Origin of the sequence: Corynebacterium sp. MSK039 (assembly GCF_030232315.1) — a bacterium.
Lineage (GTDB): Bacteria > Actinomycetota > Actinomycetes > Mycobacteriales > Mycobacteriaceae > Corynebacterium.
Map to the genome: position 1 here is coordinate 302215 of NZ_JASPJL010000001.1, position 20818 is coordinate 323032.

Consider the following 20818-nt stretch of genomic DNA (forward strand, 5'->3'; position numbering starts at 1 on the left):
GCGGATCAAGCAGCGTGCCCCTCCCAGCCTAATACCGCCCCGGCGACAACGGGCAACGCCCCCGCCGGTGTGGTGCGGACAGAGTTGCGAATTAGAAAAGCCGCACGGGGTTGATCACATCCGCGACGATGACGATGGCGCCGAAGACCATCAGCAACAGCGCGACACCGTAGGTCAGTGGCAGCAGCTTGCGGTAGTCCACCGGCTGGCCCGGCTCTTTACCCCGGCGGCGGCGCAGGCCATCACGAATGCGCTCGTAGATGGCCACCGCGATGTGCCCGCCATCGAGTGGCGGCAGCGGCACCAGGTTGAAGGCGGCGAGGAAGAGGTTCAGGCTGGCCAGCATCATCAGGAAGTAACGCCACTGCTCGTGTTGCACCAGCTCCCCGCCGATGCGGGAAGCACCCACCACGCTCATGGGGGAATCATCCGCGCGCTCGGCCCCGAAGATCGCCGCGACCACTCCTGGCACCTTCGCGGGCAGCGCGACCAAGCCCTTGGCCGTCTCGGAGACCATATAGCCGGTAAAGGAGAGGGTCCCTCCCACCGCGGTCGCCGGGTTGTATTCGACGTTGCCCGGCAGCTTGATCGTGATGCCAATCGCACCGGCGAGTCTCGTGGAGCCGTCCTGGTTGCGCCGTTCCACGATGTCGACGTCGACCTGCTTAACCTCGTCGGCACCATCCGGGTTTTGCACGCGCATCGGCACGGTGAGGGTATCGCCCACGCTGAGTTCGCGGCTCTGGGCGTGTGCCTCACCGCTCCCGGCGCCAGCCGCGTTCTCCGAGACGAGTTGGTCAATGGCCTTGGTGAAGTCCGGGAAGGTGGGCACCTCCTGGCCATCCACCTCGGTGATGGTATCGCCCGGTGTGATGCCCGCAGCGGCTGCTGGGCCGTCGCCCGTGCAGTCTGCGAGGGTGCCGTCGGCGTCCTGGGTCGGCGGGGCGCATTGGGTGGACTGCACGGTGGTGCGAATATCCGCCTTGTGGTCGGGCAGGCCCCAGATATTCGCCACCGAATAGAGCACGATCAGCGCGACGAGCACGTTGACGGCGATGCCGCCGGAGAGCACGATGACCCGCTGCCACCAGGGCTTGCGGTACATCGCGTGGGGCTTTTCTTCCTCGCTGAGCTCGTCCAGCGGGGTCATGCCGGCGATCTCGCAGAAGCCGCCGAGCGGAATCGCCTTGATCCCGTACTCGGTGTGCGGCACGCCACCGGTCGGGTCGGTAGCAACCTCCGTCTCCGCCGTTAGCAGGGCCGGATTCGCCGGGACGTTGGCAGCGTCGACGTCGACGTCCGCTGTTCCCGCGGTGGCAGCGCCCCGTCCCTTATCCTTCGGCGCGGTGGACCACAGGGTGGGCCCGAAACCGATGAAGTATCGGCGCACCCGCATGCCGAAGGCGCGGGCGGCGAACATGTGTCCCGCCTCGTGCAGCGCAATACTGATCAGGATGCCGAAGGCGAAGAGCAGTACTCCTAGCCCAAAAGCCACGGGCGCATCCTCTCATGTGCCAGTGCGCGGGCCTCGCGCTCGGCCTCCAAAACGTCCTCCAGGCACGTCGGGGTGGACGCTGCACCGGAGGCGGACATCACGGCTTCCACCGTGTCGACAATGCGGGGGAAGGCCATATTCGCGTTGAGGAACTCGATCGCAGCTTCCTCGTTCGCCGCGTTATAGATCGCGGGCATGACCCCGCCCGCCTTCGCTGCCTCGCGGGCCAGCTCCACCGCGGGGAATACCTCGTCGTCGAGTGGCTCGAACTCCCAGGTGGCGGCCTGCGTGAAGTCGAGCGGCTGCCCCACCCCGGCCACGCGGTTCGGCCAGCCGAGCGCGAGGCTGATCGGCAGCTTCATGGACGGTGGGGATGCCTGCGCGATGGTGGAGCCGTCGCGGAAGGTCACCATCGAGTGCACGATCGACTGCGGGTGAACGGTGACCTCCACGCGGTCGGAAGGCATGTCGAACAGCAGGCAGGCCTCGATCAGCTCCAGGCCCTTGTTCACCATCGTTGCGGAGTTCAGCGTGTTCATCTGGCCCATGGACCAGGTGGGGTGGCTGGCCGCCTGGAGCGGGGTAACCGGCTCCAGTTGCTCACGGGTCCAGCCGCGGAACGGCCCGCCGGAGGCGGTCAGCACGAGGGTGGCCACCTCGTCGCGACGCCCGGAGCGCAGGCACTGTGCCATCGCAGAGTGCTCGGAGTCGACAGGGACGAGCTGCCCCTCATCGGCGGCGTCCAGCACCAGCTGACCGCCGGCGACGAGGCTCTCCTTATTCGCCAACGCGAGACGCGCCTGGGTACCCAGGGAGGACAGCGTCGCCTCGAGCCCCTGGGAGCCAACCAGGGCATTCAGGATCACGTCCGTGCTCTCCAACTGATCGCCGAGCTCCTCCACCAGGTCGCGGGCGGAGTCCTGGCCACGAATGCAGTGGCCGCCGAGCTGGGCTTCGACGAAATCGGCGGTTCGGTCGGAGGCCACCGCGACTCGTTCGGCGGGCAGACCGATCTTCTGGGCCTGCTCCAAGAGCAACTCGGGCTTACTGCCGTGGGCCGAAATCCCAATCACCTCGAACTGTTCGGGATTGTCGAAAACCACCTCGAGGGCCTGGACACCGATGGATCCAGTACTCCCGAGAATCACCACGCGAGTCTTGTCGAAAGTCATGGCCATATCCTAACCCGCCGGCCGCGAAGCCTCCTACACCCGAGTAGGGGCTGTATGGCGTGTGGAGATACCTACATTCTGTGAAATCTATGGCAAGATGAGTGTGATTAACTGATCAGACGTCAGGAGGATTCCGTGGCTCACCACGAAGCAAAGGTTGAAGTTTTCAACGGCATTTCGACCGAAGATGTACCATCCGCGGGCTGGGGCTGGAGCGCCCTGAGCAAGCGCGCCGTCGTTCTGTCCGGCCTCATTTCCGTCGGATTCCTGGTGTTCATGCTGGTTGGTAACCACGAGGGCAACGTCGAGAACATCTGGCTGATCGCCCTGGCTGCTTTCATCCTCGTCGGTACCGCATGGTTCGCGTTCGAGCCTAAGGCCAAGGAGCGCACCACGGTGACCGCACGCAACAAGGCCCCGGGTCACGTCGAGCCGAACTGGACCGAGGATCAGCGCAACAACACCGGCGTGTACGCGGACCTCACCCCTGAGGAGAAGCTGGCGCTGAACATCAAGGAGTAGCGCAGCTACCCCATTAGCGACACGCCAGGCGTCTGGCACAAGCGATGGCCCCGAACCAGAAGTGGTTCGGGGCCATCGCTGCATTCACGGGTTCCGCTAGCGCCACCGAACGCCCTCACGCCGTGGCCCGGCGATAATTCCCGGCGCCGCGGCGCCGTGAAAACGCCCCCGGACGCTAGTCGAGGGTGAAGCCGGGAGGCAGCCAGGAGGAAAACGGGTCGGCAGTGGTGCGCTCGCACGTTGGGCACAAGGTCTTCGCCGTGCCGTCCTCCCCTTCCCGGGCCGGGAAATCCGCCCCGCAGCGGCGACACTGGCAGACCGGGAATCTAGTGATTTCGCGTATGTCCCCGTCGACCAGGTCGGCGAGCTGCAGCTGGCCGCTGCTGCTCAATGCGCCGTAGGGGCAGCTGGCAACACAAGTATTCTCCCCAGTGCAGGCGGCGAGGTTCTGGGTGAGGCTGGCCACCGAATCCACAACCGTGAGCTCCAGGGCAGAGCTCGGGCACATCTGGGTGCACACCCCGCATGCTTGACAACCGGAGGCGATCAGCCGCGGGGCGTCCAGCTCGGTGCTGGTGGCGGGCTGGGTTCCCAACACCTGGTGCGCTTGGGCGAGCCGGATCATCGTCGGGGCGTTCGGATCCACCACGATCTCCCCGTCCCCCAGCGCCCCCAGCCCGATCAGCGCCCGCCGGGACACCGGCACCTGAGTTGCATCCAGGTACTCGGCCGCGCGCAGCACCCGCGCCTGCGGGGTTTCCACCAGTTCCGCACCCGCCGCGCAGCGTTCCGAGTGGGCTTCCCGGCATGGCAGGACGCGCACCCGCTTCGCCCCGCAGGCCAATAACGCAGCGGCCAACGAGGGATCCTCACCCGCGCAGCCTGGCAACAGGACGGGGCTGTGGTTCCGGGGGAAGCGCGGCAGCTGGGCCTCGGCACACACCAGCACAACGTCGGGGTTCATGTCTCGCGCCCACCGGTAGAGCCGATGGCGTTGGTCGGCGCTTAAGAGCTCAGGCTTAGCGCTCGGCTCGGACATGGGCCAGCACTCCCTCGCTCAGCTCGGCCAGGGCACGGTAGGTCACGGTCTGGGCGTGCTCCCGGAGCCCCTCAGCCACGTCACCGGCGAAGCACCCGAGGTGCTCACTCACGAAGCGGTACAAGGCTGGCAGCGCTCCGGCGTTGCCTCCAGCGGCCTGCCCTGCCAGGTGGGAGACGAAAGCAAATTCGTAGCCGATGTGATCATCCGGAACCCGGGGGTTTGGTACCCGCAGACCGTGAGCCGCATAAGCCTCACGGACGGCAACCGTCTGCTCGTCGAAGAGCAACCCCTCCTTCGACAGGTACGGCGATTCAAAGGGCTGAGCCAGCGGTTTGCCGATCCCGGTGAAGAGGTAGAGGTGGTCACGTTGGAGGGAATCCGGGCTATCCAGATTGCCCTCCCGCACCGCCTCGCGCAGCATCGCGATCCCCCGCTGGGATTGGGGGTCGGTTAGCGGCCACTGCGCCAGTGCGTCGTCGTCCTGCAACGCCCCGCGCAGCTCGGGGTTCGGGGCAGCCAGGAAAAGCTGGGAGACCACCAAGGCGGCCTCCGAGATGGCCGCCAGGTCCTGCTCGGCGCCCATCAAATCCCAATCCTGTCCATGCCGCCGTAGAAGATGAAGCGGCCGATAACCTCAGAGATCGTCACGAGGATGTAGCTGGTCATCACCAGCGTGAGCAACAGGTTGATGTCGTCCCTCTTGGTCCGCGCCAGGAATAGGCCCATCAGCCCAGCACCGATGATCAGCAGGGCCAGCCGCAGGACGAACCACCCGGTCGGGAAGGCGAAGGCCGCGGGGTTGACCGAATCTGGTCGGATATAGGCGAAGATGATCACGAAGAGCTCGATCGGGAGCAGCAAAACGGAGAGCACGCCGATGCCCTGCAGCGAGCGCTGCACCAGCCGGTTGACGTAGTCCACGTGGGCATCGCTCATGTCTGCCGGGCGACGGTTGGCGGGCATGAGCTTGTTCAGCCAGGGCTTATCCCGCAGCTTCGGGAACCACGCGAGCGCCGTGCCGATCGCGAGTGCGCCACTCAAGAAGGTGGTCACATAGAACTGCGCCGGGGTGGTCCAGTGATCCCAATGCGGGATCGTTGGCAGCATGTAGAGGCGCGCCATGGACCACACGAAGGCCAGGCCCCACAGCGCGGTGACGATCGCCAGCACGAAGCGCAGCCGTGAGCTGCCCCAGTGGAACCATTGGGTGGCGGCGAAGGCGAAGCCCAGCACAGCAAAGCCCACGCCCATCATGACTTCCTGCGCGAGCGGAGAGCTCGGCACGCCCCGGATCACGTTGATGCCGTTCATGGGATTGCCCAGGTGGAAGAACGCGGCGATAAAGCCGGCGACCATCAGCGGGCCAATTGCGTAGAGTGCGGCGTCCGAGACCCGCTCCAATGCCTGCGCCTTGGCCTCGGCGCGGTCCTTATCCGCCACTGCCCCGACCCTCCGGCGGGAGCTCACTTGGATGAGCCCCAGGATGATGAACGCGCCCACGGCCATTTGGGACAGGATCGTGAAGAAGGTCAGTGGCCATTCCTGCAGAAACACTGGTCTAGATCTCCTGGCGATTCATGATCTCGCCGTGGTTGGTATCCCACTCCTTCGCATCGCGGTGCGGGCGAATAACGAGGTTGGGCTTGGTGATGCTCGGATCAGGCAGGGGCGCGACGGCGCTGATATCGCCGTACTTCTCCCGCAGCTCGTCGATCGGCCCCCAGTCCAGGGCACGCGACGGGCAGGCGGTGACGCAGGCGGGCTCCTCCCCCTCCGCACGTAGGTCGGCGCACAGGTCGCACTTGCTCATCTGCTTGGTCTCCGGGTTGAACTGCGGAGCGGAATAAGGGCAGGCCCACTCGCAGTAGCGGCAACCAATGCACTTATCGGGGTCGACGGTGACGATGCCGTCTTCCCCCTTGTGCATCGCGGTCGTCGGGCAGACCTTCGCGCAGATCGGGTCCTCACAGTGATTGCAGGAGATCGACGTGTAGTAGGTGAAGGTGTCGTGGTTAAACACCCCGTTGGCGAGGTTCCAATCCCCGCCGGAGTACTCCACGACCCGGCGCCAGTTGGTACCCAGCGGGGTGTCGTGCTTGTCCTTGCATGCGATTTGGCAGGCCTTGCAGCCGTTGCACAAGCTCTGGTCGAAGTAGAAACCCAGCCGCTGGTTTTCTTGGGAAGCGTTCTTCTTAGCCATGTTTTTCCTTACCTTCGGCCTTTCTTAGGCCTTCTCAACCTCAACGAGAGTCGTGTGCTGGGCATTGCCCTTGCCCAGCGGGGATGGGTGCCAACTGGTCAGTGTGTTGACGCTGGCTCCGGCGTCCACTCCCTTGGCGTCCGGCGCAAACCAGGACCCCTGGGGAACGGAGATCACGCCGGGCGCGATGCGGGGGCTGACCCGTGCGACGGACTTGATCCTGCCGCGGTCGTTGAACGCGTAGACCTCGTCGTCGTTCTTGATACCCCGCTTGCGGGCGTCCAGCGGGTTGATCCACAGCACCTGGGGGTGGGCGTCGTCCCGGAGCCAGTCCACGTTGCCGTAAGACGAGTGGGTTCGGCCCTTCGTGTGGTGTCCGATGCACTGCAGCGGGTACTTGCCGCCGCTGGTGTAGGCCTTGTGCGCCTCCGCGGGTCCTTCCCAGGTGTCGACGTGTTCCGGCAGCGCGGTGATCTCATCACCAGGTGCGGCGTTCGGGAATTCCCACTCCTTGCGTAGCTTCGCGAGTTCCTCGGAGTAGATCTCGATCAGCCCGGACGGGGTTTCGAGCGGGTTGGCTGCCGGGTCCTCGCGGAACTCCTTCAGCGGGATCACCGACTCCCCAGCCCGCTTCCACACGCCCATCTCCTTGAGCTTCTCGTAACTCGGCAGCTCCGGGATTTCGCGGGCGGATTCCGCGATCGTGTGCTTGACCCACTGCTCCTGGGTGCGCCCCTCGGTGAACTTCTTTCCCACCCCGAGACGCTCGGCCAGCTCGGCGCAGACCTCGTAGATCGGCTTGGTGTTGTGGATCGGTTCGATGGCTTTGGAGGCCAGGATCGTGTACTCCATGTTGCCGGCACTGCCCTGTTGGATGACGTCCTCCTGTTCGGCAGTGGACGCATCCGGCAGGACGTAGTCGGCGTAGCGGGCGGACACACTCATCTGGATGTCGCTGACGACGATGAGTTCCGCCTTGTCCTCCCTGCGCAGCAGCTCGATCGTGCGATTGAGGTCGCCGTGCTGGTTGGTATTGGCGTTTCCGCCGTAGGACCAGATCATCTTGATCGGGACGTCCAGCTTGTCCTTGCCCTGCACGCCGTCGCGGGTGGCGGTCATCTCCTCGCCACGTTCGACGGCCTCGGTCCATCCGAAGACCGGGATCGCGGTCTCGATGGGGTTTTCGTGCTGGGTGTTGAACGGGCTTGCCATGCCGAGGTTCGCGGAGCTTTCGCGCGCGCCGGTGCCACCGCCCCTGATGCCGATCTGCCCGATGACGGCTGCGAGCAGGAAGATCGCGCGGGCCTGATTCTCGCCGTTGGCGTGGCGCTGCGGCCCCCAGCCCTGGGTGATGGCGCAGGGCTTGGCCTGGGCGATCTCGCGCGCCAGCTGGGTGATCCGGTCGGCCGGCACCCCGGTGACTTTCGCGGCCCACTGTGGGCTCTTCTCGATTCCGTCGGGGCCTTTGCCCATGACGTAGGAGCGGTAGGAGGAGTTCTTCGGCGCCGAGTCGGGCAGAGTGTGCTCGTCGAAGCCGACGGTGTACTTGTCGAGGAACTTCTGGTCCTGGAGGTTCTCCGTCAGCATGACGTGGATGAGCCCGGCGACGAGCGCGGCGTCAGTGCCGGGACGCAGGGCCACCCATTCATCAGCGAGCGCGACGGAGGTTTCGGACTGCCTCGGGTCGATGACGATCGTCTTGACCCCGTGCTCCTGCTTGATCTTCTGAGTCACGAAGGTTTCCCCGCCACCCGACATGCGGGTTTCCAGCGGATTATTGCCGAACATGACCTGGAGCTTGGAGTTCGCGACGTCGTCGAAGGAGTTCGACCCGACCCACTCCCCGTAGTGGTACGGGTAGGCCGAGGTGATCTGAGCCGTGGAGTAGTCCGAGTAGTGGTTGAGGTAGCCGCCCCACAGGTTCATCAGGCGCGCGAACGGAGTCTCGACGGGCGGCCAGGAACGCGCGATCGTCGCCCCGATGACGCCGGTGCCGTACTGCAGGTAGAAGGCCTCGTTGCCGTAGGTGGACTTGATCTCCGTCATCTTCTCGGCGATCTCGTCGAGAGCCTGTTCCCAGGAGATCTCGACCCACTCGCCGTCGCCCCGCTTGGTGCCTGGCTTACGCTTCAGTGGGGTCTTCAGTCGGTCCGGGTTGTAGATGCGGTGCCGAATCGAGCGGCCGCGGACGCAGGCGCGGATCTGCTGAGTGCCCAGCTCCGCGTCGCCGGTGTTATCGGCCATGACCTGAACGATCTGGCCGTCCCGCACCTTGAGGCGCAGCGGGCAGCGCGAGCCGCAGTTCACGGTGCAGGCGGACCAGACGATCTTCTCATCGGCCTCTTCCTGGCCCATCGCCGGGATGCCGAGGAACTGCTTGCTCAGTGCGTCGCCCGCACCCGAGGCGACCAGGGCGCCGGCACCGCCGGCCGCGGCCGACCAGCCGAGAAAACGCCGACGAGTGACTTTATTAAGATTAGCCAATTGAACGCCTTCACTAAACCTATGGACTCTTAACCGGATTTTAGCAATCCCGAGAATGCAGAGTCGAGGTTTTCCGGCGTAAAGTTGATCACAAAACGCCTGTACTGGTGGGGTTTTCCCAGCAGTACAGGCGCCTTGTTTTCACGGAACCCCTGGGGGTCGCTAGTCCTCCTCGGCAGCGAGCTGGCCACAGGCCGCTGCGATCTCCTGCCCCTTCGTATCGCGCACGGTACACGGCACGCCCTGCTCGATCACACGCCGGACGAACTCATCCTGACGCTCCTTCGGGGACGCATCCCACTTCGAGCCCGGGGTCGGGTTCAGCGGAATGAGATTGACGTGCACCTTGCTGCCCAGTGCCTTGTGGAGCTTCTTGCCCAGCATGTCGGCCCGCCACGGCTGATCGTTGATGTCGCGGATGAGCGCATACTCGATGGACACGCGGCGACCGGACTTCTCCGCGTAATACGCGGCGGCGCCCAAAACCTCTTCGACGGACCAGCGGTTATTGACCGGGACGAGGGTGTCGCGCAGCTCGTCGTCCGGGGTGTGCAGGGACACGGCCAGTCGGACGGACATGTCCTCATCGGCGAGCTTGCGGATCGCCGGGGCCAGGCCCACGGTGGACACGGTGACGTTGCGCTGGGAGATCCCGAAGCCGTGCGGCTCCGGCTGGGTGATCTGACGCACGGCCTCGACCACGCGCTTGTAGTTAGCCAGGGGCTCGCCCATGCCCATGAACACGATGTTGGACAGTCGCCCCTCGGTGCCGGCGACCTCACCATCGCGCATCGCGCGGGCGGCGTTGCGCACCTGCTCCACGATCTCGCCCACGGAGAGGTTGCGATCCAGCCCACCCTGGCCAGTCGCGCAGAACGGGCATGCCATGCCACAGCCGGCCTGGGAGGAGATGCACAAGGTGGCGCGGCCCGGGTAGCGCATCAGGACGGATTCCAGCAGCGTGCCATCATGCAGCCGCCAGAGCGTCTTGCGGGTCTCCCCATCATCGGCATCGAGCTTGCGCAGCGGGGTCATCAGCTCCGGGAAGAGCTTCTCCTTGACGGTCTGTCGGCTGGCTTCCGGGAGGTCCGTCATCTCGAGCGGATCGCCCTCGAGGCGACCGTAATACTGGTTGTACAGCTGCTTCGCACGGAACTTCGGAAGCCCGAGCTCCACCACTGCCTCCTCAACCTGCTCAGCCGTCAGGTCGGCGAAGTGCTTGGGCGGAAGGCCGCGGCGAGGCGCGGAAAAATTCAGTTTCACGGGGGTAGCCATAGTGAGCCCCATTATTCCACGTATGCCCTCTACCTCGCGATTCCGGGCCATGAGCCCAGATAAGCCGGTGCCGAAGAGTAGCGAGGGCACCCCGGTGATGGCAGCTGGCCGCACAGTTCGTTTGAATAGAGGTATGACGAACCCAGGCACCAATCCCCAGAATCCTGATTTCCAGCCCGCTGGCGAGGCCTTCAACGAGCCTCCGGCAGAGGCTCAACTACCCGCCGAGCCCGCCGCAGAAAACAACTCGGCACCAGCACCCACTCAGGGGGAGGTCGCCCCCGTAGCGCAGGCTGAGCAGCAAGAGCGTACCCACCAGAACGTGAAGGGCTCCGTCGCAGCCAGCACGTGGGCGGCGCTGATCATCGGCGCTCTCGTGTTGATTCTCCTGCTGGTGTTCATCCTGCAGAATCAGACGGAGGCCCAGCTGGTCTTCTTCGGCTGGGAGTGGAGCTTCCCCATCGGCATCGGCATGCTGATCGCCGCGATCGCAGGAGCCCTCATCATGGCGATGGTCGGCATCGTGCGGATGACGCAGCTGCGCCGCCAGATCAAGCGCGGCTATAAGTAACGTCGGCCTAGCCGATCAGGTTGAGGACCACCCAGGTCACCATCGCCGCGGGCAGCATCCCGTCGAGGCGGTCCATCAGCCCACCGTGTCCAGGCAGCATGCCGGACATGTCCTTGATGCCCAGATCCCGCTTGAACTGGGATTCCACCAGGTCTCCCAGGGTGGCGCAGACGGACAGCCCCACGCCCAGCCCGATCCCCAACCACCAGGGACCACCCAGCAACAGGGCCACCGCGAGCGCGCCGACCACGGCGGCACTCGTCACGGAGCCTGCGAAGCCCTCCCAGGACTTCTTCGGGCTCACCGCAGGAGCCATGGGGTGCTTGCCGAAGAGCACGCCGAACGCATAACCGCCCACATCATTGGCGACCACGCAAAGCATGAAGGTGATGATGTAGAAGGCCCCGGGGGCTCCGGCGGACTCCAATCGCGACAGCATCGCCGCGAACGCACCGAACATCGGAATCCACGTCAACACCATCACCCCCACCGCCATATCGCGCACGTAGTTATGCGGTGGCGAGTGCCTGCCGTGGTGAAACAGGCGGGTAACCATCAACAGCAGCACACTGCTGGCAAACCCTGCCACCAACCCCGTGGGGCCAAAGGGCCAGGAAAGCAGGATCATCGCGGTGGAGCCCACCACGAGCACCGGGAGGCTCAGCACATAGCCGGCCTCCAGCAGGCGGCGCCAGACCTCGTAGACCGCCAGGCCCATGCCCACGACGAGCAGGGCGTACCACAGCAACGGCGAGAGCAGCGAAAGGATGACGATTGCGCCGAGAATCAACGCCGTCGTGATCGCATGCTTAAGGTTTCGCCCAGGGTTGATCTGCTTGGCGGGCTTGGCCGCCTCCCCCGGGGCGGTGCTCCCGGGCTCCGATGCAGGATTCGACGCGTGAGCTGCCACCGCACCTCGCCTTTCCGGCCGCCTGCCGGCAGCCCCTCATGAGTGTGTGCACTTTGCCCTCTTATCGCGACATGCCCGCTCACAACGCGAGCGGGCATGTGTTGTGTGCTTAAAGGGCTATCAAGAGCTCAAGGAGCCCTCCTCAAGAAGGTCCCTAGACCTCCATCAGCTCCTCTTCCTTGCGCTCAACAAGCTCGTCGACCTGCTTGACGTAGTTCGAGGTGGTCTTCTCGAGCTCGTTCTCGCTGGCGCGAACCTCGTCCTCGCCGGCATCGCCGTCCTTCTGGATCTTCGCGAGCTGTTCCATACCGTGGCGGCGGATGTTGCGGATCGCGATCTTCGCGTCCTCGCCCTTGGACTTGGCCTGGCGCACCATCTCGCGGCGGCGCTCCTCGGTGAGCTGCGGGATCGTCACGCGCAGCACTTGGCCGTCGTTGGTCGGGTTAACGCCCAGGTCAGAGTTGCGGATCGCGTTCTCAATGACCTGGATCTGGGACTGCTCATAGGGCTTGATGAGCATCATGCGCGCCTCGGGAACGCTGATCGTCGCCATCTGGGTGATCGGCGTCGGGACACCGTAGTACTCGGCGATCACGCTATTGAACATGGCCGGGTTAGCACGCCCGGTACGGATCGTCGTGAGGTCTTCGCGCGCGAACTCGACGGAGCTCGTCATGCGCTCTTCGCATTCCAGGAGAATTTCGTCCATCATGGCTACCAATTTAGCAGCCCTTGCCCCCAACTCTCCTGTTTGGTGCGGCGAGGCGGACTGTTCTTGCCCGCCTCACCCGCGTGCCGCCATCGTGGCGGGTTACTTCACCTCGGAGCTGACGAGCGTGCCGATGCGCTCGCCGGCGCAAGCACGGGCGATATTGCCCTGCTCCAGGAGGTTGAACACCAGGATCGGCATGTCATTGTCCTTGCAGAGGCTGAAGGCCGTCGCGTCGGCGACCTTGAGGTTGCGCTCAAGCACGTCCTGGGGGTTGATCTCGTGGAAGAGCTCAGCGTCCGGGTTCGTGCGTGGGTCATCCGAGTACACGCCGTCAACCGCCTTGGCCATCAGCAGAACCTCGCAACCGATCTCGAGGGCGCGCTGGGCTGCGGTGGTGTCCGTGGAGAAGTAGGGCATGCCCATGCCGGCGCCGAAGATGACCACACGCCCCTTCTCGAGGTGGCGGTCCGCGCGCAGCGGAAGGTAGGGCTCAGCGACCTGGGTCATCTGGATGGCGGTCTGCACGCGGCAGTCCACGCCTTCCTGCTGCAGGAAGTCCTGCAGGGCCAGGCAGTTCATGACGGTGCCCAGCATGCCCATGTAGTCAGAGCGGGAACGGTCGAGGCCACGCTGCTGCAGCTCCGCGCCGCGGAAGAAGTTTCCACCGCCGATGACCACAGCCACCTGCACGCCACTGTTAGCGACTTCGGCGATCTGGCGTGCGACGTTCTGAACGACATCTGGGTCAATGCCTACGGCTCCCCCACCGAACATCTCACCGCCCAGCTTCAACATAACCCGCTTATAACCGGACCTGTGTGGCGCGTTACTCAACGAATCTCCTTGTCTCGCTTCAGATGTTGAACAGGATTATAGCGCACAATAAAAGCCGCCCACCCGTGTGAAACGGGTGGGCGGCTCAAACTATCGCCATGCCGTGGCGCGGTGCCGTGCTAAGCGACTAAGCCACGCCGTGAAGGCACGGGATCAGTGTCGGGTTTAGCCCTGGCCGATCTCGTAGCGCACGAAACCGGTCAGCTTCACGCCTGCCTCGTCCATGACCTGCTTGACGGTCTTCTTGGACTCGGTGACCGACGGCTGCTCCAGCAGGACGACGTCCTTGAAGTAGCCCTTCAGGCGACCCTCGATGATGTTCGGCAGAGCCTTCTCCGGCTTGCCCTCCTCACGAGCGGTAGCCTCGGCGATCTCGCGCTCCTTGGCGACGGTCTCGGCCGGGACCTCATCGGTGGACAGGAAGCTGGCCTTCAGAGCGGCGACCTGCATGGCGGCCGCGCGTGCAGCCTCCTCGTTCTCGCCCTCGTAAGCAACGAGCACGCCGACTGCCGGCGGCAGGTCAGCGGAGCGCTGGTGCAGGTAAACAGCAACCTTGTCGCCCTCCAGGGTGACAGCGCGCTTCAGCTCGAGCTTCTCGCCGATCTTGGCGGAGAGCTCCTGCAGGGCGTCGACAGCCTTCGCGCCGTCGACCTCGACTGCCTCGAGCTCCTCGCGGGAGTTAGCGTTCGCAGCGTCGGCTGCCTGAGCAACCTTGTTCGCGAAGTCGATGAACTCCTGGTTCTTGGCCACGAAGTCGGTCTCAGCGTTGACCTCGATCATGGTGTTACCGGAGACTGCGATCAGGCCCTCGGATGCGGAGCGCTCAGCGCGCTTGCCAACGTCCTTGGCACCCTGGATACGCAGGATCTCGATGGCCTTATCGAAGTCGCCCTCAGCCTCGACGAGAGCCTTCTTGCAGTCCATCATGCCGGAGCCGGTCATCTCACGGAGCTTCTTGACATCAGCAGCGGTGTAGTTCGCCATCAGTGGCGACCCTCCTTCGTATGGAAGTGGTGAAAGAATGAATGTGCTGTCAGCCAATAATTCTAGAGGCAAATCCCCGCCACGTGTGGCGGCGGGCAACACACTCACTAGGCAGGCCGAGATACGGCCTTTCCGTGTGAGGCATCGAGCGGGGCGTACGCGCCCCGCTCAACACTCTTTAGGCCTCGGTGGACTCGGCCTTCTCCTCGGCTGCAGCCTCAGCCTTCACAGCCTCAGCGTCCGCCTCGGACTTGCCGGTGTCGCCGGCAGCGTCCTTCGCAGCAGCTGCCTGACGCTCCGCGCGAGCCTTGCGGCCCTCCTCAACAGCGGAGGAGATGATGGAGGTCAGCAGGTTTGCGGAACGGATCGCGTCGTCGTTGCCCGGGACCGGGTACTGGACCTCGTCCGGGTCGCAGTTGGTGTCCAGGATGGCGACAACCGGGATGCCCAGCTTCTTCGCCTCGGAGACAGCGATGTGCTCCTTGTTGGTGTCAACGACCCACATTGCCGACGGGACCTTGGTCATGTCGGCGATGCCGCCCAGGACACGCTCCAGCTTCTCGCGCTCGCGGTTCAGAAGGAGGATCTCCTTCTTGGTGCGGCCCTGGTAGCCATCCTCGGCTGCGTCCATAGCCTGCAGTTCCTTCATGCGGGCCAGGCGCTTGGAGACGGTCTGGAAGTTGGTGAGCATGCCACCGAGCCAGCGGTGGTTGACGTACGGCATGCCAACGCGCTCAGCCTCGTTGGCAACGGCCTCCTGAGCCTGCTTCTTGGTGCCGACGAACAGGATGTTGCCGCCGTGGGCGACGGTCTCCTTGACGAACTCGTAGGCCTCGTCGATGTAGGTCAGGGTCTGCTGCAGGTCGATGATGTAGATGCCGTTGCGGTCGGTGAAGATGAAACGACGCATCTTCGGGTTCCAACGACGGGTCTGGTGACCAAAGTGGACGCCTGCATCCAGCAGTTCGCGCATAGTAACAACAGCCATGGTGTTACAGGGGCAGCTTTGAAGCGTTTTCTTCGCCTTGTAGCGTTGCCGCCCCTTCCTCGCTTTCGAAAGTTTGGGGTTTTACGGTTTTCTTCTTCGGCGCACTCGACGAACTTCCATTCGGCTTATGCGACCGGCCGGCAGACTCCCCGGGCTGCGCCACCTGTATTGACCCGCAATCAGCGGGACCGTAGGTGGAACCTGTTGGGGACACGAGGCATCTACGTGTAGTCAGTCTGCTCGCTATCTCGCCGCCGGTTGCCCGGGGTGTTGTGTTCTTGACGTCGCTGCGATCGCCACTAGCGGGAGGCCTCGTGTTCTCCGCTGGCACGGTTCGCGCGGCGCATCATCCCCGGGTAGTGCGGGAAACGTGAGCACACTGCACCAGAACATCTTAGCTGCTCTGCCTTGCCAATCCAAGTGGCTGCCTGCCCGGTGTGTATCGGTTGATCTTGCCTGTCCACCGCCCGTTCTTCGCCCTTCTTTTGAGGACGTCGCCTGCGGCAGGTTTGAGGCATGTTCCGCTTTCTTTCTTCCGCTCGTTTCTGTGGCCGACTGTTCGCAGCGGCCAGTGTTTTCAGCTTGACGTCGACCATCGCGGTGGCTCCGGTTCCGCCAGTGGCTTCCGCCGTGGAGGAAGCGCAACAAGATCGCGGGGGCGTGCTGCGGGGCACTGATCGGCTGAACCGTTCCCACCGCGTGCCGCTCGTCACGGACTCCCCGACCTCCCCCGTTGCGGCGGAAGCTCTGGTGACCCGGCCGCTCGATATTCCGGAGAAGGACTGGCTACCCGGCCACCGCGTCGTGGACCTGCGGGCAGCGCCAGGTGCGGACGTCCTCGCCAGTATGGGCGGGCAAGTCAACTTCGTCGGAACCGTCGCGGGCACACCGGTGGTGACGATCCGGCACCGGGATGGGCTACACACCACCTACGAGCCCGTACACGCGGAGGTCACCAAGGGTGAGTCCGTATCCCGGGGCCAGCGAATCGGTCGGCTCGCGAATGCGGCGTTGTTGGGCGATAGTGCCCGGAAGCCGGATGGGTTGTCCTGGGGCGCGTGGGTCAAGGGCACGGATGGGCGGAAGCGATACCTCGATCCGTTTGAGCTCTTGGGCTCGGTGCGCGTGCGTCTATTGCGCTAGCTCCGCGTGGTGTGGGGCGCATGTTGCGGGCTTCGTGGTGCGGGCCGTTATTCTCCCGAGCGCGGGTGGGCTTGGCGGTAGGCGGCCTTGAGCCGCTCGGCGCCGACGTGAGTGTAGATCTGAGTGGTATTCATCGAGGCGTGCCCCAGAAGTTCCTGGACTACCCGCAGATCCGCCCCGCCTTCGAGCACGGCGGTTGCTGCGGAGTGGCGGAACCCGTGTGGGGACATGTGCCCTACTGTGAGCTCCGGGTGGCGGCGGATGGCCTGGTCAACTACTCGGCGGATCTCCCGTTGGTTGAGCCGACCCCCGCGCACCCCAACGAGCAGCGCCGGATTACCAGGCTGGGCAAGCTCACCGCGGTGGGAAAGCCAGTGTGTGAGAGCCTCATCGATGATTCCGCCGTAGGGAACCACGCGGGTCTTATTTCCCTTACCGGTGACACGCAAGAGCCGGTTGGCCCGGTCGAAATCCTCGACGTCAATGGCCTCGGCCTCGCCAACACGAATGCCGGTGCCAAACAGCAGCTCGGCGATGAACCAATCCCGCACCCGGCGCGCTGTGGCGCGTCGCCGTTGCTTCTCGCCTGTTGGCTGCGTGGCTGCTGGAGCGTCGTCGACGTCGTGGTCGGCGGTCGGGGGTTCGAGGGCATCACGCTTGAGCCCATCGAGGAGGGTGCGGGCCTGGTCACTGCGCATCACGCGTGGCAGTGTCTTCTCTCCCTTGGGTAGCCGGAGCGCAGAGACCGGGTTCGCGGGGAGTACCTCGCGCTGGGCGAGAAACTTCCCGAAGCCTTTCATGCTGGAGGCCAGACGGGAGAGCCGGGACCGGCTGGCGCCATCGTCGGCCGCGTACCCCAGCACGTCGCGTGCGTGGTCGAGGGTGAAGGACTCAATATCCCGCAGCCCCTCGAGAGCGTCGATGAGGTCCCGCTGGTAGGCCCGGATCGTGTTTTCCGACCGGCCGAGGTTATAGCGCAGGTAGTCCACGTAGTCCTCGAGGAGGAGTTGCGGGTCGCGGGCTTTCGGCATGCAGCTCAGCATAGCTGTTGCCGCGCAATGGAGCTGTCGCCGCAGATCAACAGCCTCCCAGCTACTCTTGCCCATCCACCCGGACCCAACGCTCCCCTTCCCTGGTGATGAGTCCCTGCTTGTCGAGTTCCTTGAGCGTCCGCATCACCAGCTGGATGGAGAGCCCGGTCTCCTGCTGGATGTCGCGCAGCGTTCCACCGCCTCCGCCAGGCAATCCGGCTGCGTCGTAGACGGTGACCTGGTTCAGCGACATGCTCTGCACCCCGGTGCCGGAGCCGAAGACCATCGCCTGCTGTTCAGGCGCCCCGGCGTGGAACTGGCTGGAGTCCTCCACCAGCTCCCGGACGTGGCTGGCGGTCCAGACCGGTTGGGCCCGGCCGTCCCGCAGGCGGTGGAGCACCCCCTGGCTGAGTGCCGTATCCACGGGGCCGGGCACCACCATGGGCTGATTGAGCATGACCTCCGCCCAGTTGAGGGTGTTCAGCGCCCCGGAGCGGTTGGCGGCCTGAGTCACGATGGTGCCTGCAGACAGGCCGGCGACCAGTCGGTTCCGGGTGAGGAAGCGGTGCCGGGCGGGGTGGGTACCCAGCGCGTACTCGCTAACAACAACCCCGGACTCCGCGATCTGGTTGAACATCCCCACGTGCTGCCTGGGGTAATCCACGTCGAGTCCGCAGGCGAGCACCGCGATGCTCGCGCCCCCGGCGCGCAGGGCGGCGGTGTGGGCGCAGCGGTCCACTCCGCGGGCTCCGCCTGAGACGATGCTGTAGCCCTCCAGGGCGAGGTCCGTGCTGAGCTGGGTGCTCAGCTGCGCCCCATAAGCATTGGGCTGCCTGGTGCCAACGACGGTCACCGACTGGCGGCTTAAGTTCCGCAGGTTGCCGTTGCCCCGTAGCCAGAGGGCAAAGGGTGCTGCGGCAAGGCCCCGGACGGCCGAGTTCTGGTCGCTGCCGCGGTCATCAATCCGGGCGAAGGCGTGATCCAGGGTCTCTGGCCACTCCTGGTCCAGCGGGGTGATCAGCCGGAACCCCGCAGCCGTTGCGGCGTCGAGTTCGGCTTCCGGATCGCAGTCCACGCGCGTGGCAGTCGATTCCAGGATCCTGCGCGGCAGGCTGGGGTCACGGTGGCGAATGCGGCTGGCGAGCCCCCGCACATCGGGAGCCACTCCCTTTCCCGCGTCCCGGTCCGCGACCCGATTCTCCCACCCTTCGGGCCAGAGGAGGTTGAGAATATCCGTATTTGAGGCTTCGATGGTCTGCCGCAGGTAGATCCACGCGAGCAGGTTCTGGCGTTCCTCCGTAGTGCCACCAGGGCTCATGCTGGCACCTCCTCAGTGTCGGAAAAGAGCTCGGCAGCGTCCAGAACCTCCCCAACCCCGGGCCGGGCCACCCCGGCGAGGTCGGCGAGGCTCCACGCCACCCGCAGCGCCCGGTCCACCCCACGCTGCGAGAGCGCACCGGAACCATAGGCTTCCTGCAGCGCCACCATTCCCTCGAAACTCGCCGCGCACTCGGAGCGCAGCAGCCTGCCGGGAATCGTCGCATTCGTCACGGCCTCCCCTAGGTCGAGTTTTCGCCAACGGTGGTGGGAACGCTCCCTGGCCTGGGCGACCCGTTCCGCCACCACCGCTGAGCTCTCCGCTCGTCCCTCCTCGCTGTCGGCTCCACTCGTGGCCGTTGCCTGCGCACTCACCGGGAACTGTTGACCGATCAGCCGCTGCCTGCGGGTCTGTGCGAAGACGTCAATCCGGTCGCGGATGGGACCCGAGACCCGCGCATAATAGCGGCGGCGGTCCGTCGAACTACACGTGCACATGCTTGGATCCTCAGCACCGCAACGGCACGGGTTCGCCGCCATCACCAGCTGGAATCCCGCCGGGTAGGAGACACTGCGGCGGGCACGCGCGATCTCCACCCGGCGGGACTCCATCGGGATCCGCAAGCAGTCCAGCACCCCCGAGCGGGTCTCCGCTGCCTCGTCCAAGAACAGCACACCGTGGTGGGCCAGGCTGATCGCGCCGGGCTGCAGGTTCGGCCCGCCACCAACAAGCGCGGCTTGGGTCACCGAAGGGTGCGGGGAGACGAAGGGTCTCACCCCGGCCCAGATCGGGCCAAGGTCTCCCCGGCCACCGGCAATCGAGTGAATCGCGGCCGCCTCGACCTGCTCGGTGGCCGACAGCGGAGGCAGGATCGTCGGCAGGCGCTCTGCGAGCATCGACTTTCCACTGCCCGGCGGTCCGGTGAGCATGATGGCGTGCCCGCCCACGGCGGCAATCTCCAGCGCCCGGCGCGCTTCGGCCTGCCCCACGATGTCGGCCATGTCGACCTCCTCATCCCGTGCCCCGTGCCCGGAATCCGGGGTCAGCGCGCCCACGGGTTTACTCACGGGGACAATGCTGCCGGAGCCACGCAGCCATGCGTGAAATTCCTTCAGGCTGCCCACGGCGAGGATGTCCAGACCGGCAACCACGTCGACGAGCTGCTGAGCATCGGGCAGGTTCTCCTCTGGGATCACGATGCGACTCATCCCCCGGCGTTGTGCGGACAGAATCATGGGGACAACCCCGGCGACGGCGCGCACCGTACCGTCCAGTCCGAGCTCCCCGACGACCACCGTGTCACTCAGGAGCTCCAGCGCGAACTCGGATAAACCCTGGGCTGCCAGGATCGACGCCACCATCGCCAAGTCGTAGCTGGAGCCCTCCTTCTTCACGTCTGCCGGCGACAGGCTCATCACGACCTTCGACTTCGGCCACGGCAGTGTGCTGTTCAGCATCGCCGCGCGAATTCGGTCACGAGCCTGCACCACCGCCGCATCCCCCAGCCCGACTACGCTGACCCCGGGCAGCCCCCGCCCCAGGTCGCATTCCACGGTCACGAGCATCCCGTCCAACCCGTGAAGGGCCATGCTTCTGGCTTGCCCGACTGCCATCACGCCACCCCCACCACGTGTTCCCGCACGCCAGCGGGGCCCACGTCGATGACGTCGAAACGCACCACATCGACCCCGCGTTGCTGTTCCGCCAGCCACTTCCCCGCCGCCAGTCGCATCCGGCGCAGCTTGGTCTGTGTCACTGCTTCCACACCAGTGCCGTGGGCGGTGTCCTTGCGATACTTGACCTCCACGAACACCATCTCGCCTGCGGGGTCGAGAGCAATGATGTCGAGCTCCGCGAACCGGCAGTGCCAATTGCGCTCCACAATTCTCCAGCCCTGATTCACCAGATATTCCCCGGCCAGGTTCTCACCTTGTCGGCCTACCCCCACCGTTGAATCCGCCGAGTTCTGGCCAACCGAGCTCTGGCCGACCGAGTCCTGTCCAACCGCACCCTGGCGAACCGAACCCCGGCCGGTCACGTTTCGGCCGACCTGTGCCACCTGCGTTGCGCTATCCATCCCCCGTACCTCGCTGTCGTTGTCTTTCGCTGCGCGTGGAAAATTCCTTCACCCATGCCC

General features: G+C 65.1%; 20 protein-coding genes. 3 read left to right on the top strand and 17 right to left on the bottom strand.

The window, feature by feature from the left end:
• Positions 1–91: 91 nt before the first annotated feature.
• Both QP997_RS01390 and dxr read right to left on the bottom strand, forming a co-directional pair.
• Positions 92–1495 (bottom strand): M50 family metallopeptidase, encoded by a 1404-nt coding sequence (locus QP997_RS01390; protein ID WP_284845968.1) that lies wholly within the window; start codon positions 1493–1495, stop codon positions 92–94.
• Entirely contained in the window at positions 1480–2673 is a 1194-nt protein-coding gene (gene dxr, locus QP997_RS01395) for a 1-deoxy-D-xylulose-5-phosphate reductoisomerase (protein ID WP_148811633.1), read from the bottom strand. The genes QP997_RS01390 and dxr overlap by 16 nt, the downstream gene beginning before the upstream one ends.
• 129 nt (positions 2674–2802) lie before the next feature.
• Between dxr and QP997_RS01400 the strand changes: the two genes are divergently transcribed.
• Complete coding sequence (locus QP997_RS01400; RefSeq protein WP_070758869.1) at positions 2803–3189, top strand: DUF2631 domain-containing protein; 387 nt, start codon at positions 2803–2805, stop codon at positions 3187–3189.
• A 175-nt stretch (positions 3190–3364) separates the two neighbouring features.
• Here the strand turns inward: QP997_RS01400 and QP997_RS01405 are convergent, their stop codons facing one another.
• The 6 genes from QP997_RS01405 to rlmN all read right to left on the bottom strand — a co-directional run bounded on the left by QP997_RS01405 (position 3365) and on the right by rlmN (position 10190).
• Positions 3365–4153 (bottom strand): 4Fe-4S dicluster domain-containing protein, encoded by a 789-nt coding sequence (locus QP997_RS01405; protein ID WP_284845969.1) that lies wholly within the window; start codon positions 4151–4153, stop codon positions 3365–3367.
• A gap of 55 nt (positions 4154–4208) precedes the next feature.
• Complete coding sequence (locus tag QP997_RS01410) at positions 4209–4814, bottom strand: TorD/DmsD family molecular chaperone (RefSeq protein WP_284845970.1); 606 nt, start codon at positions 4812–4814, stop codon at positions 4209–4211.
• Complete coding sequence (locus QP997_RS01415) at positions 4814–5785, bottom strand: dimethyl sulfoxide reductase anchor subunit family protein (RefSeq protein WP_284845971.1); 972 nt, start codon at positions 5783–5785, stop codon at positions 4814–4816. The genes QP997_RS01410 and QP997_RS01415 overlap by 1 nt, the downstream gene beginning before the upstream one ends.
• Before the next feature lie 4 nt (positions 5786–5789).
• Positions 5790–6431, bottom strand: a complete 642-nt coding sequence (locus tag QP997_RS01420) for a DMSO/selenate family reductase complex B subunit (RefSeq protein ID WP_012360075.1) — start codon at positions 6429–6431, stop codon at positions 5790–5792.
• Between the two features lie 24 nt (positions 6432–6455).
• Positions 6456–8915: a DMSO/selenate family reductase complex A subunit gene (locus tag QP997_RS01425; protein WP_284845972.1), complete on the bottom strand. Its 2460-nt coding sequence runs from the start codon at positions 8913–8915 to the stop codon at positions 6456–6458.
• Positions 8916–9077: 162 nt separating this feature from the next.
• Positions 9078–10190 carry a dual-specificity RNA methyltransferase RlmN gene (rlmN, locus tag QP997_RS01430; RefSeq protein ID WP_284845973.1) on the bottom strand — a complete coding sequence of 371 codons (1113 nt, stop codon included), beginning with the start codon at positions 10188–10190 and terminating at the stop codon, positions 9078–9080.
• A gap of 133 nt (positions 10191–10323) precedes the next feature.
• On the opposite strand from rlmN, the gene QP997_RS01435 reads away from it, so the two are divergent.
• The gene (locus QP997_RS01435) at positions 10324–10761 is read left to right on the top strand and encodes a LapA family protein (protein WP_284845974.1); all 438 of its coding nucleotides are present in this window, start codon (positions 10324–10326) and stop codon (positions 10759–10761) included.
• A gap of 7 nt (positions 10762–10768) precedes the next feature.
• On the opposite strand, the gene QP997_RS01440 is transcribed toward QP997_RS01435, so the two are convergent.
• The 5 genes from QP997_RS01440 to rpsB all read right to left on the bottom strand — a co-directional run bounded on the left by QP997_RS01440 (position 10769) and on the right by rpsB (position 15189).
• Positions 10769–11593 carry a phosphatidate cytidylyltransferase gene (locus QP997_RS01440; RefSeq protein WP_070758875.1) on the bottom strand — a complete coding sequence of 275 codons (825 nt, stop codon included), beginning with the start codon at positions 11591–11593 and terminating at the stop codon, positions 10769–10771.
• 232 nt (positions 11594–11825) lie between these two features.
• Complete coding sequence (gene frr / locus QP997_RS01445; RefSeq protein WP_070758862.1) at positions 11826–12383, bottom strand: ribosome recycling factor; 558 nt, start codon at positions 12381–12383, stop codon at positions 11826–11828.
• Between the two features lie 99 nt (positions 12384–12482).
• Entirely contained in the window at positions 12483–13178 is a 696-nt protein-coding gene (pyrH, locus tag QP997_RS01450; RefSeq protein WP_222863800.1) for a UMP kinase, read from the bottom strand.
• Positions 13179–13382: 204 nt separating this feature from the next.
• Positions 13383–14201, bottom strand: a complete 819-nt coding sequence (gene tsf / locus QP997_RS01455; protein WP_284845975.1) for a translation elongation factor Ts — start codon at positions 14199–14201, stop codon at positions 13383–13385.
• A gap of 178 nt (positions 14202–14379) precedes the next feature.
• A complete protein-coding gene (rpsB, locus tag QP997_RS01460; protein WP_070758859.1) occupies positions 14380–15189 on the bottom strand; it encodes a 30S ribosomal protein S2 in 810 nt (269 codons plus the stop codon).
• Positions 15190–15705: 516 nt separating this feature from the next.
• On the opposite strand from rpsB, the gene QP997_RS01465 reads away from it, so the two are divergent.
• Positions 15706–16332, top strand: coding sequence for a M23 family metallopeptidase (locus tag QP997_RS01465; protein ID WP_284845976.1), 627 nt, complete (start codon positions 15706–15708; stop codon positions 16330–16332).
• A 47-nt stretch (positions 16333–16379) separates the two neighbouring features.
• On the opposite strand, the gene QP997_RS01470 is transcribed toward QP997_RS01465, so the two are convergent.
• The 4 genes from QP997_RS01470 to QP997_RS01485 all read right to left on the bottom strand — a co-directional run bounded on the left by QP997_RS01470 (position 16380) and on the right by QP997_RS01485 (position 20758).
• The gene (locus tag QP997_RS01470; protein WP_502870418.1) at positions 16380–17363 is read right to left on the bottom strand and encodes a tyrosine recombinase XerC; all 984 of its coding nucleotides are present in this window, start codon (positions 17361–17363) and stop codon (positions 16380–16382) included.
• 61 nt (positions 17364–17424) lie between these two features.
• Entirely contained in the window at positions 17425–18681 is a 1257-nt protein-coding gene (gene dprA / locus QP997_RS01475; RefSeq protein WP_284845978.1) for a DNA-processing protein DprA, read from the bottom strand.
• A complete protein-coding gene (locus QP997_RS01480) occupies positions 18678–20294 on the bottom strand; it encodes a YifB family Mg chelatase-like AAA ATPase (RefSeq protein WP_284845979.1) in 1617 nt (538 codons plus the stop codon). The genes dprA and QP997_RS01480 overlap by 4 nt, the downstream gene beginning before the upstream one ends.
• A complete protein-coding gene (locus QP997_RS01485; protein WP_284845980.1) occupies positions 20294–20758 on the bottom strand; it encodes a YraN family protein in 465 nt (154 codons plus the stop codon). Before QP997_RS01485 ends, QP997_RS01480 begins: the two co-directional genes overlap by 1 nt.
• Positions 20759–20818 lie beyond the last annotated feature (60 nt).

Excerpts from the sequence above, each read along its gene's own strand:
- dxr (WP_148811633.1), bottom strand. The coding sequence starts at position 2,673 with ATGGCCATGACTTTCGACAAGACTCGCGTGGTGATTCTCGGGAGTACT.
- frr (WP_070758862.1), bottom strand. The coding sequence starts at position 12,383 with ATGATGGACGAAATTCTCCTGGAATGCGAAGAGCGCATGACGAGCTCC.
- rlmN (WP_284845973.1), bottom strand. The coding sequence starts at position 10,190 with ATGGCTACCCCCGTGAAACTGAATTTTTCCGCGCCTCGCCGCGGCCTT.
- dprA (WP_284845978.1), bottom strand. The coding sequence starts at position 18,681 with ATGAGCCCTGGTGGCACTACGGAGGAACGCCAGAACCTGCTCGCGTGG.
- QP997_RS01465 (WP_284845976.1), top strand. The coding sequence starts at position 15,706 with ATGTTCCGCTTTCTTTCTTCCGCTCGTTTCTGTGGCCGACTGTTCGCA.
- pyrH (WP_222863800.1), bottom strand. The coding sequence starts at position 13,178 with ATGTTGAAGCTGGGCGGTGAGATGTTCGGTGGGGGAGCCGTAGGCATT.
- QP997_RS01435 (WP_284845974.1), top strand. The coding sequence starts at position 10,324 with ATGACGAACCCAGGCACCAATCCCCAGAATCCTGATTTCCAGCCCGCT.
- rpsB (WP_070758859.1), bottom strand. The coding sequence starts at position 15,189 with ATGGCTGTTGTTACTATGCGCGAACTGCTGGATGCAGGCGTCCACTTT.
- QP997_RS01480 (WP_284845979.1), bottom strand. The coding sequence starts at position 20,294 with ATGGCAGTCGGGCAAGCCAGAAGCATGGCCCTTCACGGGTTGGACGGG.
- QP997_RS01420 (WP_012360075.1), bottom strand. The coding sequence starts at position 6,431 with ATGGCTAAGAAGAACGCTTCCCAAGAAAACCAGCGGCTGGGTTTCTAC.
- QP997_RS01410 (WP_284845970.1), bottom strand. The coding sequence starts at position 4,814 with ATGGGCGCCGAGCAGGACCTGGCGGCCATCTCGGAGGCCGCCTTGGTG.
- tsf (WP_284845975.1), bottom strand. The coding sequence starts at position 14,201 with ATGGCGAACTACACCGCTGCTGATGTCAAGAAGCTCCGTGAGATGACC.
- QP997_RS01405 (WP_284845969.1), bottom strand. The coding sequence starts at position 4,153 with ATGAACCCCGACGTTGTGCTGGTGTGTGCCGAGGCCCAGCTGCCGCGC.
- QP997_RS01470 (WP_502870418.1), bottom strand. The coding sequence starts at position 17,363 with ATGCCGAAAGCCCGCGACCCGCAACTCCTCCTCGAGGACTACGTGGAC.
- QP997_RS01485 (WP_284845980.1), bottom strand. The coding sequence starts at position 20,758 with ATGGATAGCGCAACGCAGGTGGCACAGGTCGGCCGAAACGTGACCGGC.